The following is an 18,297-nucleotide window of genomic DNA, read 5'->3' on the forward strand; positions in this document are numbered from 1 at the left end:
AGAAGGGGACAGCCCTTCAACCTGCCAATGAACGATCTACAACTGTAGTAATTATTCAGTAGACAAATCCGCGATCGCTTGAGCTTTCAAAGAATTGCACCATTCGCTCTTAGTTCGCATCTCGCTTGTCAAGATTCAAATGCGCCTACCGAGTTCACCCACGCAAATCGAGTTTTGTGTTTCCCTAACTCGATTCGCTCAATCCCACATCGAGTTCACGCAAAATTTTCCTTGATACAGCATCGCGTTATCAAGTTTTGCGATCGCGCTTCTCAATACAGCAAACCGTTATCGAGTTTGCAACATTGCTTCCTTGATACAGCATTCCGATCCTTGATGACAAGCCTGTGCAGAGCTTACAGGGCGACGTTCCTTTGTATACGAAATCCCTATTCCGTCAACACCTCTTCTAGTTTGTTTTGCTCCCACAACGATCGATATAATCCTGGTTCTGCCAATAACTCGCTATGAGTTCCGATTTGCACAATTCGACCTTGATCCATCACAAAAATTCGATCGGTCATTGCCGCTGCCGAAAGCTGATGGGAAATAAACACAACCGTTTTCCGCATCGTTCCTTCTGACAAATTCCTAAGGATTTGCGTAGCGGTCTGATTGTCAACACTCGACAGAGCATCATCCAAAATCAAAATCGGACTGTCAACGAGCAAAGCTCTCGCCAATGCCGTTCGTTGGCGCTGTCCGCCCGAAAGCGTAATGCCACGCTCTCCCACAATCGTGTCATAGTGGTGCGGAAAGTTCAAAATCTCGCTGTGAATTTGAGCCGTCTTTGCCGCATATTCAACATCACTTTGATCCGCAAACGGTTTACCGTAGCGGATATTATTTTGAATAGTGGTGCTAAACAGAAAACTTTCTTGAGGAACATAAGCGATCGCGCCTCTCAAATCTTCTAATCGCAGTTGGGTAATGTCAGAGCCGTCCACAAACAGTTCACCCGGAGCGATATCTAATAATCGGGGTAATGCATTCGCCAACGTCGATTTTCCTGATCCAATCGGGCCGACGATCGCAATTGTTTCTCCGGGCAAAATCGTAAAATTGAGATGATCTAACGCTGGTGTCTCCGCTTTCGGATATCGGAATGTTAAATCTTGAGCGGTCAGCTTTCCCTTCACCTGGTCGATCGCTAACGGAATTGCATTCGGAGCGTTCTGAATCTCAGGGTCAACACTCAAAATCGCCTCAATTCGGTCAATACTGACTTCGCCTCGTTGATACGCTGTAATTGTAAATCCAAGCAACGCTGTCGGAAACGCTAGACGCTCCACAAAAATCAATAGCGCGATGAAACTTCCAACCGTAATTTCGCCCCGTGCGATCGCGCCCCCACCAAACCACAGCAAAATCAACGCACTGCCGTAGCCCATTGCTGTCAAGATTGGAAACAACAGATTGCGAGTCAGCGCTAATCTGAGATTTGCCTTCAGCAGTCCGCGATTGACTTCTCCAAACGCTCGCCTTTCATTCTCCTCCTGAGCGTAAATCTTAATCAGCGCCATCCCACTCATGTCTTCTTGAATCAATTCACTCAATCCTGAAAGCTCTTCTTGCACATTCAACTGCTGCGATCGCAGACGATGACTAAAAAGATTCACCAGAATCAACATGAACGGGTACACCGAAAGCGACAAAAGACTGAGCTTTGCATCAATTAAGAACATGGCAGGCAAAGTCAGAGCATAGGCAAAAAAAGTATTTGCCAAACTCAAAACGGCAAAGCCAACCAACCGCCGAATATTTTCTACATCGCTCGTGGCACGGCTAATCAAGTCTCCCACCGCATTTGCTGCAAAATAAGCGGGTTCCTGCCTCAGCAAATGATTAAAAATCTTTTGTTTGAGATCAAACTCAACCTGACGTCCAACCCCAAACAACAGTACGCGAGATGCCATACGAACAACCCACATCACCGTCGCTAATACCAGAATCAAGACGACATAAGACAGAATTTGATCAAAGCGGAAGGTAATGCCTAATGTATCGATCGCGCTTTTAATCTGTAGCGGAATATAAATGCCGATCCCGTTAACAATTAAAAGTGCAACAATACCTGCGGTAGTTGACCGCCAATGGGGACGAAGGTAGCTCCCTAGTTTTCTCAGTCGTGATGATCGCACCATAGTCAGCCGTCAGTCATGGATCGGAAACCTTCTCATCGTAACGCTAATCCTCAAAACACTAATCCTCAAGGCGCGATCGCGACGAGAAGATGGGCTTCGTCGCGATCGCGCTTTAGAAGAGAATCTGTGTTTGGAGAATCTAGAGTCGATTCGAGCGGCTCTAAAGTGCCCTCACTGGTCGAATCCATCCCCTCAAGAAGTAATAGATTGAGGTAAGGTACTCGTTAATGACTGTAGAACTCAATTCAAGGGCGTCCACACTCGGCAAAATATCTGACAACTGGATGTTTCGCTCTACTAAATCTCGTCCTTGAACCCGATTTCGGAGTGCCTCTCCACCAGGAATTGTGTAGAAGTCTGTCGGTCGAGGCAGCACAGAGAATGTTCCCCCCCGTTGATTCGCAAACTCTTGTCTAAACGTTAGCGCCGCACGCGGCATCTCGATCGCAGTCGTAACCAGTGTAATCTGTCCGTCGTAATTAATATTATTGCGCTGAAGCAGATTCTGCACATTCACCGCGCTGTCGTGAACCGTTGGGCTGTTCGCGTCTTCCAAAATGTTGGTAACACCCTGCGCTCTCAAAAAGCTTGCCGCATCTCTCGCTTCAGAAATACTTTCTTGGCTTTCGCCAGCTTTGACATTACGCCCCGGTCGAGATCCACCACTGACCACCACACGACCGCCTTGCTGCCGCGCCAACTGTGCAGCATAAATCAACCGATTTCCGTGCTCGGTTAGCTGAATTGGCTGGTTACTGAGCAAATTATATGCACTTTCTGAGATGGGCGCAGGCGGCGGGAACAGCCCACGAACTGTATCTCTTACACCCGTTGTGCCAGGTATGCCTAGTTGTCTGGGTCGAAGCTGCAATCGCGTTGTATCTTGCGCTAACACCACAATCACACGTTCCGCTCCGCCGAGTGCCGCCTCTGGAACCAACTGGATATCTTGAATTGCTTCTGCTTCTGCGCGTTGCGCTAAGAAATACGACACCGCAGGCAAGCTCAAAATCAGCAGAATCGGAATGGCGACCCGAAGCAAAATGACTCCGGTAGACGACAAAGCCTTGCCGCGAATCAAATCTGAAAGGGCAATAAGCAGTAAAATCAGCAGCAATCCCAGGGGCGTAAACGGAACTGAAATTACGCGCCAAATATCTCCAGCAACTCCTTGAGCCGGTGACCCTTGGAAAAACGTGTATACGGCAACTCCAAGTAACAGGAAAAGCACCAGTCCGCCGAGAAATACTCTGGGAAGCAACCGCAGCAAGACATACCAGGCAAAGATTCCAACTACCACCCACAATAGAACCTGGGTTAGCAGCACGAATACATCGGTTACTAATAAAACCATGCTGTAATTCCTTGCGTTGCGGTAAACATCCTCACATCCCGTGCAATTTTAACCATCTATAACCTACAGCCAGCAATTTACTTTAATTAAGACAACTCAATTTAAGACAACTAGAACAGACTCTAATTTGATTTACCGGATAGAGGCGCAAATTAGCAACATAAAGGGCTTTCAAGACTAGGATTGTACCGAAGATTGCTGATACATACGCTCTTTTTTTGCAATAAACGTTTATTTTTTTTGAAACTAGATTTCAGAACGCAAAATTTTAGGTAAATCCTTTCTTCCGTTGCATTTAAAATGACTGAGAATTCAGGCAGAATACAAAACTGTGATACTCAGTCAGAACATCATGTTCTGGAGCACGATTCGCCCAAAGCGCAACTTTAGAAGAAACCGTACATCAGGAGATAAATGGATGGAAGTTATTTTGGCAGGGATTGCGTTCACAGTCATCTTCTTTCTGTTGGGCCGCGATCTATTGCAAGGGGGAAAGAAGAAATAAGAGGTTGCCTGAAATAGACATTGTTAAATGAGCATTGATTCCTGACTGTCGTAGCCAAGGATGAAAGGGAAATAGAAGTAGTGTTGGGGGAATAGCGACGTGCAATCAGAAAAATTAACCGTTTTAGTGACTGGAGGAGCCGGATACATCGGCTCTCATGCCGTATTAGCGTTGCAGCAAGCTGGCTTTGAAGTTGTTGTGCTTGACAATTTGGTGTATGGACACCGCGACATTGTAGAGAATGTTTTGAAGGTTGAGCTAGTTGAAGGGGATACCAGCGATCGCGCCCTGCTCGACAGCTTATTTGCCTCGCGATCGTTCGCAGCCGTTATGCACTTTGCCGCCTACGCTTATGTTGGTGAGTCTGTCACGGCTCCTGATAAGTACTACCGCAACAATGTGATTGGAACGCTCACCCTCCTAGAAGCAATGGTGGCAGCGTCCATCAAAACCTTTGTGTTCTCCTCGACCTGCGCAACTTACGGCGTTCCCAATCAAGTTCCGATTCCGGAAGACCATCCCCAAAACCCGATCAATCCCTACGGCGCAACAAAACTGATGGTGGAACGGATTTTGGCAGATTTTGATCCCGCTTATAGTTTCAAGTCTGTTAGCTTTCGGTACTTCAATGCCGCAGGCGCTGACCCAGAAGGCAGACTGGGAGAAGACCACAATCCAGAAACTCATCTAATTCCGTTGGTGTTGTTAACGGCATTGGGTCAGCAAGATGCAATCTCAATTTTCGGTACAGACTACCCAACACCTGATGGCACCTGCGTTCGAGACTACATCCATGTAACAGACTTGGCCCAAGCGCACGTCCTTGGTCTGAAGTATTTGCTTAACGGAGGCGATTCTCAAACATTTAATCTAGGAAATGGTAACGGCTTTTCAGTCCGCGAAGTGATTGACACAGCGCGTCAAGTCACCGGGAAGCCGATTCCTGCTGTAGAGCGCGATCGTCGTCCTGGTGATCCTCCGGCTCTAGTTGGCAGTGCCGAAAAAGCTCAGACTGTTTTGGGATGGTCTCCTCAGTATGCCGATTTGACTCATATTCTGACGCACGCTTGGCAGTGGCATCAGAAACGGCATCAATAATTCAACGACACAATATAGTGCCATTTGACTTTGGAGATCCCAAGTTTAAAACCTCAAGGTCAAATGGCATTAGGCTTAATTTCTCTATGCTGAATTTCTCTACGAACTAGCTCTCGAAAGCGTTGGTCGCTCCGCAAAGGTTGCAAGGCTGCGTCAGTGCTTGCGACGTGGCGGTAGACCGAGGGAGAGATTTGAATTGCCCGCTTTACACTCTCTAATGCTTCTTCTAGCTTGTCTTGCCGCACAAAACAGCAGGCTCTTCCATACCATGTGCTAGGACTTCGCGAATTGATCTTGAGCGAGTTTTCAAAGCTGGCAGAGGCTTCGGAGCAGCGGTTTAGCCTCGTTAACATCACGCCTCGATACGTCCAAATGTAGTCGGAATTTGGCTTGATTGTGAGCGCTCGATCGATATCTGTCAGAGCAGCAGCATAGTTATGGAGGCAAGACAGCGCGATCGCACGGTTATACCAAGCTTTGTAACTGTCGGGCTTAAGTGATAGTACCTGATCAAAGCTGACGATCGCGGCGGGGTAGCGTCCTAACCTTAACAGCGTCTTGCCCTGGTTTTGCCAGCCTCGATAATCGTCGGGATCGAGCTTGAGCGATTGGTTGAAACTCGTGAGCGCGTCTTCGTATTGACACAGCATCCCGAGCGAAATGCCGCGCCCCTGCCAAGCTAAACTGCTTCGGGGACAGAGGGCGATCACCCGCTCAAACGTGACGATCGCCTCCTCATACCGTCCTAGTTTTTCTAGCCCATAGCCGTGACACAGAAGCGCATCTGGATGATCGGGATTGGCGTCTAGGGCCTGCTCGCACTTAGCATAGTGTCTGCCATAGCTACTGAGCAGCGATAGCGATCGCCCTCCACCTTTGTAGCGAGCTTGAATATCATCCCAGGGAACCATAGTCGTAGGCAGCGCTTAGGTCTCCCGTGGCGCTCGGAAGGACAGGAGCGAGAGAAACCGCTGATCGCGCCGCAGAGGTTCAAAGTCACCATTGTTCTGCGCAATTTCTTGATATTCTTCGGGGCTAAGTTCAATCGCTTTCTGCAAATGCTCGAAGGCAAGGTCTAGATCACCCTGCACGGCATAGCAGCAGGCTTTGTTGTACCATATGGTCGCCGCTTCAGGTCTTAAAGCTAGGGCACGATCATAACTTTCTAACGCCTCCTCAATGCGCCCTAAGTGATAGAGCGCGTTGCCACGATTCGTCCAAGATTCTTCAAAGTCAGGTTTGAATTCTAGGGCTTTGTCGTAACTAGCGACAACTTTCTCAAGCTGACCGAGTTTTCGGAGGGCAAGTCCCCGGCTATACCATGCCCAATAGTAATCGGGCTTAAACTCGATCGCTCGGTCGTAGCTATTTATCGCTTCTTCGTAGCGCTCTAAATTTCGCAACGAAATGCCCCGGTTGTACCATGCCCAGTGGTAGCTGGCACGAAACCGAATCGCTTGGTCGTAGCTGGCAACTGCTTCTTCGTAACGGTTAAGTTCGTCTAATGCGTTGCCTCGGTTGTTCCATGCTTCAGGAAAGCCGGGCTGGTATTCCAAAGCTTGGTCATAGCTTGCGATCGCATCTTGAAAACGACCTAAATGGTAAAGCGAATTGCCTCGGTTGTACCAAGCATCCGGGTAATCGGGCTTTAGATTAAGAGCAGCTTCATAACTGAGAATTGCAGTTGTGTAAGCTTTCGTCTTATTGAGATACAGTCCTTTTTGAAAGAAAAAGGTTGTTTCCACGTCTTGAACTTGGCTCATCGCCTGATTTGTCATCGCCTAGAGTGTCCTTGTTAAGGTTCCCAGTATGATGCACCAGCCAACAGACGTTGATAGGAAACTTTATAAGATTACATAAAGGAAAAGGGCTAAAGCTTGTAAGGGTTGAACCTACGTTTTAATCCCATTCAACTTTATTTAATTTTAGGAGACAGGAATTACAGAGAAGGAATTTCTTGAGTTTGGGCTTCGATGTCTAAGCTCATTGTTTTGTCTTTAATTCTGAGCATGCAGAGCCTTAAAATCGTACCTTCTAGCGTGAAATAGGGCTGAGATACAACTTTCTCCATTTTCTGCATCATTGCGATCGTAAAGGGAAGAGTTAAGCCTTGATTAGGAGTGCAACAAAATGTTTCTAATAAAATGGGTTGAGTGTCTGTACGAACGCACATCACAGCCGAAAAACTAACAGAGCGAACCTGCTGAGATTCGTGGAGTTTTGCTCCTCCCGAAAAGCGCATCTTGTTCTCACTTGGCAGCCGGATTGAAAAGGGCGGACACAGTTCAACAGTAACAAATTTCTTATTGACCTCTAACTGAAAATGAGGAATTTTCTCTAAAACGTATTTTGAGTTAATAGCTTGAATTAAGTCTGTTTCAGATAAAACTAAATGAGTTCGAGTGTTAACAGGTTCGTTTAATCGAATTTGCCCTAATAACACGCTGATTGGGTCAATCGAGACTTGATCTGACTCGACCTCTAATTCTTGAATATGGATGCCTTCTGTAGTTAAGTCTTTGCCTTTTATAGATACTGAATCTGCCTGTCCTTGAAACGCTTGAATCAGGTTTGTTCTTACAGCTACACCGATCCGCTTCACGCTATCTAATTGTTGAAGGATTGCTTGCCTAATCACTTCAGCAATGGCTTGCTCTTCGAGTTGTGGTTTGTCTGACATGACACCAATGAATTTTAACGATTTGATTAAAGATTTGAAAATATAAATTTATGAGTATGGCTGTTAACAATGTGACTTAATTTAGATGGAAGCTGCCTCTACACTTTGAGAGATTGAGATTCTTTGAGAGATTTCGAGCGACTAGATAACTCATATCTCTACTAACTTCATTAGTCTCTGCCAACTTCTCTACCAATTTGGAGAAGAAGTCCTGACTGCAATGAAATACATTGTTTGGAACCTATATTGATCTCTGGGAGTTTATCCGCATACTCCCAAAGCATCGTTGCACTTTCTAACGCAAAGATTCGTATGAGCTATCCTCAAGCCCCCTGGACACTCAAAGGTTTCGCCTATCAAACGGTGCATATTATTGATATTGCCACGGCATCTCCCTATGTTCCGATCGGGGTAGAAATCGTTTCAGTTCTGCCCGGGAAGACAATGGGTGGAGTTTATCTTTCTCAATACAAAACTGGCTCAACATTGCTCTACAGCGAACTGATTGTAATTGCCGCGATCGTATGTCGGGGCGGTAAGCTCGGAGCATGGGTTTCTCATATTTATGTTGATCAAGCTAACTCCATTCAAGGCGGACGTGAAATTTGGAAGCTGCCGAAAGAGATGGCGGAGTTTGACTGGCAGGGAAATGAGCAGCGCGTTCTTGTCAAAGGCGAGCCTTCGGAGCTAGGAGGAGCAGATCGCGTTCTTTGCCGTTTCGCTGATAATGGGCGGTTAAACTTGTGGCGTCAGAGTGGACAGGTTCTTACCTATAGCCAGCTAGAGTCTGACCTATTTTTATTTGAAGCGTCTGCGGCTGGCAATCTTGCGATCGTCAATTCTCGCTTGGACATGCCAAGTTCTAGTCCGTTTGCTCATCTCATCGATTCGCCGCCTTTGTTAACGGTCAAAGCGGAAGAATTAGAGGCAACTATAAAAGCGCCTAGTGTCGTTGGGCCTGGTACGCGAATTCTGGCAACCCGTTGATCTTGCCCAGCCAGCATTTTAGGATCTAACCCATCAGAAGAATTTAGCGCCTGATTATAATAGCGATCACATGAACGCAAGGAAGTATAGTAACGTTGGTTACAATAAGCCTGCCTAGGCGTTTGCTGAAAGGGCAGCAATAATGCAGACTTACGGCGTGGGACGATAGGGGTTGTCATTACCTTACTTAGGTGTCATTACCTTATTAGTCTGACGGCAAGATTCTGCTGACTGTGCTTTGTGCTCTAGCTTGCAGCAGTGTCCGTAAGGGTAGCTATGCGGGCTATCTCAGCAATTAGTAGACGAATCTCAGCGATCGCAAGGTAAGCTATCGGGTTGTAGGGCTTGCACTATTTAGTGTGATCTCACCTAAATTGCTTTCAGGGTGTAGACAAATACTGGCTGTTAAACCAACTGACCTATGTGGGAGAATTCTTGGCAAGAAAGCGATTCCCTCGACGAACTGGAGTCGCGTACGGCGTGGAGCGAAGCTTGTGCGGCACTCGTCAGCGATTTGCCTGATGATGTGGATGAGCTAGATCCACTAGTATTTCGAGGGTTTCGAGGGCGGAGGCGCAAAGCGGCAGCCGTTTTAGTCATGATTTGGGGCAGTACGATCGCGCTGCATCTCATTACATGGGGCTACTGGATTGTGTTGGGCTTGACAACCGTGATGGGAATTCATGCCGTTCGACTGCTGTTTGCTCGTCCGTCGGATCTTCCAGCGCCCTTGGTTGGGGATGATGACTGCCCAATGGTGTCGCTAATGGTTTCTGCTAAGAATGAAGAAGCGGTTGTTGGTAAGCTCGTTAAGATGATGTGCAGTTTAGATTACCCCAGCGATCGCTACGAGCTATGGGTGATCAACGACAATAGCACTGACAAAACGGCAGCTTTGTTAGATCGCTTAGCCCAGGAGTATGCTCAGTTGAGAGTCTTCCATCGTCCTGCCAATGCGGTTGGCGGCAAATCTGGCGCGCTCAATCAAGTTCTGCCGCTAACTCAAGGCGAAATCATTGTTGTCTTTGATGCAGATGCTCAAGTTGAACCAGACTTTCTGCGACGAGTTTTACCTGTTTTCACACGCGAGCAAGTGGGCGCGGTGCAAGTCCGAAAAGCTATTATTCAAGCGGAGCCAAAGTTTCACTCCAAGGACACAAACAACTTTTGGGTTCGTGGGCAAATGGCAGAAATGGCGCTCGATGCCTTTATCCATCAGCAACGCTCTGCGATCGGCGGCTTAAGCGAACTTCGAGGCAACGGTCAGTTTGTCCGGCGCAAAGCACTGCAAGCCTGCGGTGGGTGGAATGAAGAGACGATCACGGACGATTTAGATCTAACCTTCCGGTTGCACCTCAATCGGTGGGATATCGAGGTTGTGACCATGCCGCCTGTCTATGAAGAAGGGGTGACAACGGCGTTAGCGCTCTGGCATCAGCGGAATCGATGGGCAGAAGGCGGGTATCAGCGATATTTAGATTACTGGCGGCTCATTCTCAAAAACCGAATGGGAACTCGCAAATCGATTGATTTGTTTATGTTCTGGCTGATTCAGTATGCTGCGCCAACGGCGGCGCTGCCTGATTTTCTAATGGCGATCGCAAAGCATCGATTAATGTTGACTAGCCCAATCTCAGCGTTGGGTATCCTGCTGTTCTTGTTTAGCGCGGTAGGCGGATTGCGGCGGGTTCAACTGTTAGATCAAGAGGCTGCTAAAAGACGTGCTTCTCTCGGAGGACTCGATTTTTCGCGGTTTGTAGCGCTGCTGCAAGCACTGCGGGGAACTATCTACATGATGCATTGGCTAGCGATCGTTGCCAGTGCTACAGTTCGCATGTCAATTCGTCCTAAACGGTTGAAGTGGGTGAAGACAGTTCACAGGGGAGACTCATAATTGGCATCGGATTTGGTAGCGGATGTATCGGATGAAGTTAGAACTATCAGTGCATTCGTTGCGCGCGAATGCTTCTTCTGAACGTACCTCTAGATAGGCCGCTACAGATGCTTCTTAGAAATCTACTGTCCTAGAGATCTACTCTCAGTTGCTAAGCAGTCTCAAATTCACGCTTTAAGCTGAACTTAGCGTCCTAACCATTCTGTTACCAGTTCGGGCTGAGCTTTTTGAGCAAACACCCGGACGGCATGATAATTGACCTTCTCCCGCAGTCGATACACCTGCTTGATTTGCAGTCCCAAACGCTGGGCGATCGCTTCTTGGGTTTTTCCCTGCAAATACAGTCGCAGCCATTCTGCTGCTTGAGGATCAACTTTCTCCTCTAAATACGCCTCGAAGTGTTTGGAAATAGCGTTCCGGAGTTCTTTCTGCTCATCTTGAGCCTGCGCTTCCTGATAGTTTGCGATCGCCTGACCATCGAGCAAACTTACCGAACCCTCGGCATCGTCGGGTGTAATCTCTTCAGACACCAACCGAATAAAATCAGCCGCCGGAACTTGAGTCATGCCGCCCCGCTGCGATCGCTTCTGGTAGTTAACAAACCGATACAGCAAAAGCGGCTGGTTGCGGATTGGACGCAGGCTATATTCCTCTGTAGCAGTAAAAACTAAAGCATTTCGGAGTCGAGGATCACGAGTGCATTGGGCGATCCAAGCGACCTGGTCCTGCATGTACTTATCATTCTGCATCAGATCTTGAATGACTTCCTGAAGCACATCTACTACAGTGGACTGGCGATCGCGCGATAACGAAATCCAAGTACTAATCTTGCTCCGAACCACAAACAAACTGCTTAAGCGTTGGATCAAATTTCGGTACGAGCGTTCGGGAGAGGCTTTTAAGTAGCGCTGAATCAGAATTCTATAGCGGTAGTCAATCGCTTGCTTTGCAATATGGCGCTGCTCTGGTGTGAATTCGTTTAATCGCTCTGGTGCTTCTCCCAGCAACCACTTTAGAATGCTTTCTTGAGTAGCTTGACTCATGGAAGGCAAATCGGCTTGTAGCTGCGATCGCCAGGTGCTTTCAATATCCTCTAGTACTGTCATGGAGTTGCCGTCCTCACTGCCCTGATATATTCACTGCCCTAATATAGAGTTTGCCTCACACCCTCAACTGAAATCACTTACCCATACGGGTACTTCGCGCAACCAAGGCAGCTGTTGGCTAGAGTTCCTCAGTATAAACCCTTTCTCTAGGTTGATCGCTTAATGTGTTGATCGCTTAATTTGAGGCGAGTTAATCTCTGTTACAACGCATTTTTCTCAAGTGACGCCGCGATGCGCTCAAGGGTTTCTGCTAAGCGAGCAACATGTGTGATTACCGCTTCTTGATTGTCGGTTAACGTTTGGACAGCATCGGTCAAGGCAAAAACTTGGTATCCCTGTTGCTGCACCTGCTTCGTAAGTTCATCGAGTCGTTCTGAAAGTTGCTCAACGGTATCAGTCGCTGCAAGGACAGTTTCTGCAACTTGTTCGACAATGACACTAAGGCGCTCCGATTGCGATTCCACTCCTCACACCCCTTGTTTTGTATAGGACTTTGCTTTGAGTTGTCTACCTATTTATGCTTTATGTCTCCAAAAAATCGTCCGTTGTGAAGAGGGCAGAAAATCGACTTTATCAAAACTTCACATAAGCTTTATTTCATCTCTAGAGTAAAAAGTTTTGAGGAAGTGTTCACTGAAACACTACTTAGTATCTGCAGAAAATCTTATAGTTTTGCGTATAGCTACGGATACGAAACAAGTGTTTATACGGTTCTTAGACGGGTTCTGAATCATGACACAATTTGCTCTAGAGTCATCCATACTTGAAACTCGCTTGACTACATTTGTCAAACATCAAGTTCCTCACGCTTCTGCTCATTCAGTCGTTAAGCGAGCCATCGATTTATTTGGAAGCTTAATTGGGTTATTGATTACGGCGCTCCTCTTCGTACCGATTGCGATCGCCATCAGGCTCGACAGCCCAGGTCCGATCTTATACAGTCAGGAGCGTCACGGCTTGCTCGGTAAACCGTTCCGCATCTATAAGTTTCGCTCTATGGTTGAAGGGGCGGATTTGCTAAAATCTCAGATTGAGAACGAGGCAGAGGGATTAATTTTCAAGAATAAGCAGGATCCTCGCATTACAAAAGTTGGTCGGTTTCTTAGACGCACAAGTTTAGATGAATTGCCGCAGTTTTGGAATGTGATGCTTGGTGAGATGAGCTTGGTTGGCACACGCCCACCTACTTCTGATGAAGTCTCCTATTACAGTGATTATCATTGGCAACGTCTTAATGTCAAACCAGGGCTGACTGGCGAGTGGCAAGCGAATGGGCGTTCGACGATCAAGGATTTTGAAGACATTGTTCTCCTAGATCTGCGCTATCAGTCTATTTGGACACCCATTTACGATCTTTACTTAATCTTTAGAACGATCTACGTGATTTTTGCCAAGGACGGGGCATTCTAGCTTCTTTACAGATTCCCTTCTGTAACTTCATCGGAGCGAGCCGTTTTAGGAAGCAGCATTTGTATTGATACTCCATTTCAGTTTCTAGTGACCAAGTATCAGTGAATCAGCTAGTGGCTAAGGCTGTTCTGCAATAGTCCGGTTGTCCACAGACCCATGAATGTCTTCCACTACTGTTTCACTAGAATCATCCTGATCTCTATCTAAGCTCGTTGAATTTACGGAGTAGTGTTATATTAAGTTGCTCACTCCAGTCATGAAGCCTCAGCAATCTCCCAGGATTCGCCTTTCAGGACAAATCGCTCGGCTAGTAACTTCGGAAATCGAGACTGAGAAAAAACTTGGAGATTATTTCTACCAGTCTTCTCTCAAATCGTCAGGTTTGAGTGGAGGGGAGCATTCTAGAAATTTCTCTCTTCTCGAAGATGAAGCTGAATCGTCTAACGAATTGGTCGCTTCAAGTTTAGGTTTGCTTAATTTTAGTTCTTGTCCTGTGCTGATTGTGGAAGACGATGCAGGACAGCGAGAAGTCACATTAGAGTATGACTGTTATACGCTTGGACGCGATCCTCAGAATGATATTTGTCTGCGATCGCAGTTTGCTTCGAGATTCCATGCCGTTTTGCGATGCAGCAATCGAATGGGTCAAGCATCAGTTTACAAAATAATTGACGGTGATTTACACGGCAATCCCAGCACTAACGGCATTCTGGTGAATGGTCAACGATAGCACATTTGGGAACTGAAGGTAGGGGACTCTATTATTTTTGGTCCTCGCGTTCGTGCAACGTATCGAATAGCCGTACAGGGGCTAAGCCGACACTAAAGCCGCCTGAACCACTAGCACCGAGCAGGACGCGTGGTGCATTACATGGTTACTGACACTGCCAAGCAAAAGTTCTGTCAGCGCCGAGCGCCCTCGACGACCGATTACAATTAAGTCAGCGCTCCATTGTTTTGCAGTACTACAAATAAGCTCACCCGGATCACCAGTACTTTGAGTCATGTGCGTCAGAACATTCTCCACCTCGGCTTTTAGAGAATGCGATCGCAGCTTGTCATAGCCAGCTTGCTCCACTATAGAAAATTGCTGCATGGCTGATCGCATCAACTCATCATGCTGAATAGGATAAATCCCATCGAAACTAGGATAAATTGGCATTGGATAGGCTTCATCCGTTGGGCTAAGCACATGTAAAAGCATTAACTCAGCTTGATTTGTTTTCGCTAGGTCAAGGGCTTTTTCAAAGACATGCTGGCTGGACTCGCTGCTATCTAATGCTACTAAAATCTTTTGAAACATAGTATGTTCTCCCAATGCACCTAGGAGGCTTGTGAAGGGAAGTTTATGAAGCGTGACCTCTTCCTTTAAAGCTGAATCTAAAGCTGAATCAATACAGCTAGAACGTAATAAATTTAGTACAAGGTACAGCTAGATAAGGCGCATGAAGATCCTTGTGCTATTACACTTGATTCGTTGAGTGTAGCTTTATCACTGCAACAGACACTCTTAATCTTCATACTTGAAGTATAGAAGACTTGCTATACAAATTGGAATGTCTTCTTTGTTCTTTACTGCTCTTCCTTACTAATATTTACAGAAGCAAATTTCTAACTTTTGCTAGATGAAATTTAGCGGGAATGAATCCGAAACTTAGTGAGTTAAAGGTTATTTTGATTAAGTAATGTTAGAGGTTACTCGCCGCCTAAGTCGGTTGCTAATTCGATGGTGGCGACAGTTTGGGCTGCCTTTGGTTCCACTATTAACTACTGTTCGCTTAGCCGGATTAGTATTAGCCGCGATCTCACTGTGGGTATTTGCAGAAATTGCGGAAGAGGTGCTTGAAAAAGAAACCTACGCCTTTGATGTCAATGTTTTGTTTGCCGTTCAACGCTTGCAGGAACCGTGGCTTAACCCGGTTATGCTTGGGATCACAACGATTGGCGATCCGGCGGTGTTAGTGTCCTTGTGCTTATTCGTCAGCATTTGGCTATTGATACGGCGGCAGCGCTCAGAAGCCATTACGATTGCGATCGCGGCTGTAGGCGCTCTGGGGCTAAACATGCTGCTGAAGAGTTTGTTCGAGCGCGATCGTCCTCAACTATGGGCCAGAACAGTAGATGTCCGCTACTACAGTTTTCCGAGTGGACACGCCATGCTTTCGATGGTGATTTTGGGTCTGTTTGGGTACTTGTTAGCCAGCCGATTTCCAGAACGGCGCAATCAAATTGTTATTGCAACTAGTGTTTTAATTCTATTAATTGGATTTAGTCGATTGTATTTTGGCGTGCATTGGCTAACAGATATTGTGGCGGGTTATGCAGCTGGATTTGTGTGGCTTGTGGCGTGTATTTTGAGCATGGAAATTCAGAAACGTGGTTTGCCTCAAGGCAATTAGCAGACCTTTAAGCATTATTTCCGCTCTGATCAAAGCGCTCAAATAGCTTGACTAAAACCACATTAGAAAACAAGAACCCTTCCGGATTTGCGAGTCTCAACTGCCCTACTTTAGGCAGGGCCGAACCCGCAGGAAGCAGTGTATTGTCGGCTCCTACTAGCTCAACCCATCCCGCTCGTTGATAAGGTTTCAAGCACTCCCAAACCTCTGCTACACAGGCGTCGCCAAACTGTTGAACTAGGTTTTGAAGGCTCAATCCTTCTGCTAACCTCAAACCCACCATTAATGTGTCTAAAAGCACATCAGAAGGCGTGGCTTCAGCAATGCTGCCTAACGAAGAGATCTGCTGGCACTGTTGGTCTAACCAGGAATAGTACTCTCTAGTTTTACGGGGGCGAGCGGTGCGATCGCCATTAATATAACTAGTTGCGCCCATGCCAAACCCATAAAATGAATGGTTTTCCCAATACACTCGGTTGTGGCGGCATTGATAGTTCGGTTGAGCATAGTTTGAGATTTCGTAGTGCTCATATCCCGCCGCCGTCAAAACTTGATTGGCAATGCGATACAGGTCTGCTGTGAGTTCATCAGATGGCAACGGCTTTTCGCCTGGGCTGTACTGCTTTCCAAACGGCGTCATCGGTTCGATCGTCAGATCATAAGTAGAAAGATGCTGAGGCGAGAGCGCGATCGCTTTCGTTAATGAATCTTGCCATTGCTCCGAAGTCTGATTAGGCAAGCCCGAAATTAAGTCCAAGCTGATGTTCTCAAGGTCTACTTGTCGAATTAAATCGATTGAAGCATACACATCTTCTACCGTATGAGTTCTACCGCAGGCTTTAAGCAACTCTGGCTGAAACGCCTGGACGCCTAAGCTCACTCGATTCACGCCTGCGCCTCGATAACCTTTGATTTGAGATAAACCAAACGTTCCGGGATCAACTTCCATTGAGATTTCTGCCGCTTTGCTAATTCCAAACTGCCGATCTAAGGCGTCTAAAATTTGGTTCAGTTGAGCAATCGAGAGTAGAGAAGGGGTTCCGCCACCAAAGAAAACCGTTTTAAGCGGCTCACCCAGCGACTCAGTGAGGCGAATTTCTGAGCAGAGCGCCTCAACATAGCGCGCGATCGCGGCTGAGTTGTTGCCGTTGCGCTGATCCCCAACCACCGAAATTGGAAAATCGCAGTAAAAACACCGGCGGCGGCAAAACGGAATATGAACATAAGCTGAACTCGGACAAGTAAACTCCATTACTTCTTAAATCGTATTTGAATAATATTTATTACTTATTTTCGATCAACAATCTTCGATATTGGTTCTACAGAACCGATCCCCGTGTTTTCAGCTTAAGATTGCTTCAATTTGTATCATAAACAGCGAGAAGTTCTACGGTAAATCGTCCATCTGGCAAGGCATCGACGGCGCAATTCGATTGATTCCTAGATATAATGATGCCAGGTCAAACTAATGACTAAGACTCACGCAATTCTTCTTTTTTCCGTCATTATCCTGATTATTCTTGAGGGGCTTAGCGCGTTGTTTGACTGTGCTAATCGCAAAACTTAGCACATCCATCTCTCAACATTCATTCTTATGATTGATGCAGTCATCATTATTTCATTCATCCTAGCAGGAGCGGGAATTGGCTTTCACGGCATCGAAGCGCTGCCTGGAAATCTTCTTCAGCAAGCCACTGACCCAGTTGCCTTACGAGTCGTGTTGGCTGGCTTTGGATCGCTAATTGGGTTTGCCTTTGGCATTTCAGCGCAATCAGGATTTCGACGCTTAGAACGTCACATTCGAGAACTTCCAGCGGATGTGTTGCTGAGTCGTTCGGTTGGCTTAGTTGTTGGGTTGCTGGTGGCAAATTTGCTGTTAGCTCCGATTTTTCTACTGCCCATCCCGCCAGAATTTGCCTTTATTAAGCCTCTCGCTGCCGTATTGGGCAGTATTTTGTTTGCTGTCTCTGGTGTGTCGTTAGCAGATATCCACGGGCGATCGCTACTCCGCTTGATCAGTCCCAACAGCGTTGAAACCCTTCTTCTAGCTGAAGGCACGCTTAAATCCGCGACCACCAAAGTTCTCGACACAAGTTGCATTATCGATGGTCGCATCGCTCAATTGCTTGACACCGGGTTTCTAGAAGGTCAACTGCTTGTGCCTCAGTTTGTGCTGCAAGAACTACAACAAGTTGCAGATGCGTCAAGCGATCAAAAGCGAGTCCGAGGACGCCGGGGGTTAGACATTCTAAACGCCATTCGAGAAGCGTATCCTGAGCGCGTGGTGATTCATCCGGCGGATTATGACGATGTGCAAACTGTAGATGCAAAGCTAGTTCGACTCGTGCAAGACATCAACGGCACACTGCTGACAACCGATTACAACCTCAATAAAGTCGCTACCGTTCAGAAAGTCCCTGTTTTGAACGTGAACGATTTAACTCAAGCCATGCGACCGACGTTTCTTCCGGGCGACAATATTGACCTGAAGATTCTACGAGAAGGCAAAGAACCCGCTCAGGGTATTGGGTATCTCGAAGATGGCACGATGGTTGTGGTCGAAGAAGGGCGGCAGTTTGTGGGCGACGAGCTTCAGGTGACGGTGACGAGTTCGCTGCAAACGTCGGCGGGCCGTATGATTTTTGCAAAGCCCAAAGCCTCTACGATGAGCGCTAGAAGTGTAAGCTCCGAAGGAGTTGTCTAGCAGTCTTTGTCTTACC

General features: G+C 46.9%; 17 protein-coding genes. 7 read left to right on the forward strand and 10 right to left on the reverse strand.

Annotation, left to right across the window (positions count from 1 at the left end):
* Positions 1-389: 389 nt before the first annotated feature.
* The 3 genes from AC5JLB_RS26750 to AC5JLB_RS26760 all read right to left on the reverse strand — a co-directional run bounded on the left by AC5JLB_RS26750 (position 390) and on the right by AC5JLB_RS26760 (position 3,498).
* A complete protein-coding gene (locus AC5JLB_RS26750; protein ID WP_495876875.1) occupies positions 390-2,144 on the reverse strand; it encodes an ABC transporter ATP-binding protein in 1,755 nt (584 codons plus the stop codon).
* Between the two features lie 65 nt (positions 2,145-2,209).
* Positions 2,210-2,332, reverse strand: a complete 123-nt coding sequence (locus AC5JLB_RS26755; protein WP_495876876.1) for a hypothetical protein — start codon at positions 2,330-2,332, stop codon at positions 2,210-2,212.
* Positions 2,305-3,498 carry a YdcF family protein gene (locus tag AC5JLB_RS26760; RefSeq protein ID WP_495876877.1) on the reverse strand — a complete coding sequence of 398 codons (1,194 nt, stop codon included), beginning with the start codon at positions 3,496-3,498 and terminating at the stop codon, positions 2,305-2,307. Before AC5JLB_RS26760 ends, AC5JLB_RS26755 begins: the two co-directional genes overlap by 28 nt.
* 604 nt (positions 3,499-4,102) lie before the next feature.
* Between AC5JLB_RS26760 and galE the strand changes: the two genes are divergently transcribed.
* Positions 4,103-5,101 (forward strand): UDP-glucose 4-epimerase GalE, encoded by a 999-nt coding sequence (gene galE, locus AC5JLB_RS26765; protein ID WP_495876878.1) that lies wholly within the window; start codon positions 4,103-4,105, stop codon positions 5,099-5,101.
* Between the two features lie 59 nt (positions 5,102-5,160).
* On the opposite strand, the gene AC5JLB_RS26770 is transcribed toward galE, so the two are convergent.
* From AC5JLB_RS26770 to AC5JLB_RS26780, 3 genes are all read right to left on the reverse strand, one after another.
* The gene (locus tag AC5JLB_RS26770) at positions 5,161-6,012 is read right to left on the reverse strand and encodes a tetratricopeptide repeat protein (RefSeq protein ID WP_495876879.1); all 852 of its coding nucleotides are present in this window, start codon (positions 6,010-6,012) and stop codon (positions 5,161-5,163) included.
* 15 nt (positions 6,013-6,027) lie between these two features.
* Positions 6,028-6,879, reverse strand: coding sequence for a tetratricopeptide repeat protein (locus tag AC5JLB_RS26775; protein ID WP_495876880.1), 852 nt, complete (start codon positions 6,877-6,879; stop codon positions 6,028-6,030).
* A gap of 161 nt (positions 6,880-7,040) precedes the next feature.
* A complete protein-coding gene (locus tag AC5JLB_RS26780) occupies positions 7,041-7,781 on the reverse strand; it encodes an LmeA family phospholipid-binding protein (RefSeq protein WP_495876881.1) in 741 nt (246 codons plus the stop codon).
* 312 nt (positions 7,782-8,093) lie between these two features.
* Between AC5JLB_RS26780 and AC5JLB_RS26785 the strand changes: the two genes are divergently transcribed.
* Positions 8,094-8,768: an acetoacetate decarboxylase family protein gene (locus tag AC5JLB_RS26785; RefSeq protein ID WP_495876882.1), complete on the forward strand. Its 675-nt coding sequence runs from the start codon at positions 8,094-8,096 to the stop codon at positions 8,766-8,768.
* A gap of 421 nt (positions 8,769-9,189) precedes the next feature.
* Positions 9,190-10,662: a glycosyltransferase family 2 protein gene (locus AC5JLB_RS26790; protein WP_495876883.1), complete on the forward strand. Its 1,473-nt coding sequence runs from the start codon at positions 9,190-9,192 to the stop codon at positions 10,660-10,662.
* Positions 10,663-10,847: 185 nt separating this feature from the next.
* On the opposite strand, the gene AC5JLB_RS26795 is transcribed toward AC5JLB_RS26790, so the two are convergent.
* Entirely contained in the window at positions 10,848-11,768 is a 921-nt protein-coding gene (locus AC5JLB_RS26795; RefSeq protein ID WP_495876884.1) for a HetZ-related protein 2, read from the reverse strand.
* Positions 11,769-11,968: 200 nt separating this feature from the next.
* Positions 11,969-12,232: a hypothetical protein gene (locus tag AC5JLB_RS26800; RefSeq protein WP_495876885.1), complete on the reverse strand. Its 264-nt coding sequence runs from the start codon at positions 12,230-12,232 to the stop codon at positions 11,969-11,971.
* A 268-nt stretch (positions 12,233-12,500) separates the two neighbouring features.
* Between AC5JLB_RS26800 and AC5JLB_RS26805 the strand changes: the two genes are divergently transcribed.
* Both AC5JLB_RS26805 and AC5JLB_RS26810 read left to right on the forward strand, forming a co-directional pair.
* Positions 12,501-13,178 carry a sugar transferase gene (locus AC5JLB_RS26805; protein WP_495876886.1) on the forward strand — a complete coding sequence of 226 codons (678 nt, stop codon included), beginning with the start codon at positions 12,501-12,503 and terminating at the stop codon, positions 13,176-13,178.
* Positions 13,179-13,434: 256 nt separating this feature from the next.
* Positions 13,435-13,908 carry an FHA domain-containing protein gene (locus AC5JLB_RS26810; RefSeq protein WP_495876887.1) on the forward strand — a complete coding sequence of 158 codons (474 nt, stop codon included), beginning with the start codon at positions 13,435-13,437 and terminating at the stop codon, positions 13,906-13,908.
* Positions 13,909-13,989: 81 nt separating this feature from the next.
* On the opposite strand, the gene AC5JLB_RS26815 is transcribed toward AC5JLB_RS26810, so the two are convergent.
* Complete coding sequence (locus AC5JLB_RS26815; protein ID WP_495876888.1) at positions 13,990-14,481, reverse strand: universal stress protein; 492 nt, start codon at positions 14,479-14,481, stop codon at positions 13,990-13,992.
* 382 nt (positions 14,482-14,863) lie between these two features.
* Here AC5JLB_RS26815 and AC5JLB_RS26820 point away from each other — a divergent pair, with 382 nt between their 5' ends.
* The gene (locus AC5JLB_RS26820; protein ID WP_495876889.1) at positions 14,864-15,577 is read left to right on the forward strand and encodes a phosphatase PAP2 family protein; all 714 of its coding nucleotides are present in this window, start codon (positions 14,864-14,866) and stop codon (positions 15,575-15,577) included.
* Between the two features lie 7 nt (positions 15,578-15,584).
* Here AC5JLB_RS26820 and hemW read toward each other — a convergent pair whose 3' ends face one another.
* Positions 15,585-16,829, reverse strand: coding sequence for a radical SAM family heme chaperone HemW (gene hemW, locus AC5JLB_RS26825; protein WP_495876890.1), 1,245 nt, complete (start codon positions 16,827-16,829; stop codon positions 15,585-15,587).
* A 342-nt stretch (positions 16,830-17,171) separates the two neighbouring features.
* Between hemW and AC5JLB_RS26830 the strand changes: the two genes are divergently transcribed.
* The gene (locus tag AC5JLB_RS26830) at positions 17,172-18,281 is read left to right on the forward strand and encodes a PIN/TRAM domain-containing protein (protein ID WP_495876891.1); all 1,110 of its coding nucleotides are present in this window, start codon (positions 17,172-17,174) and stop codon (positions 18,279-18,281) included.
* Positions 18,282-18,297 lie beyond the last annotated feature (16 nt).

It is taken from the genome of Myxacorys chilensis (genome assembly GCF_059505265.1).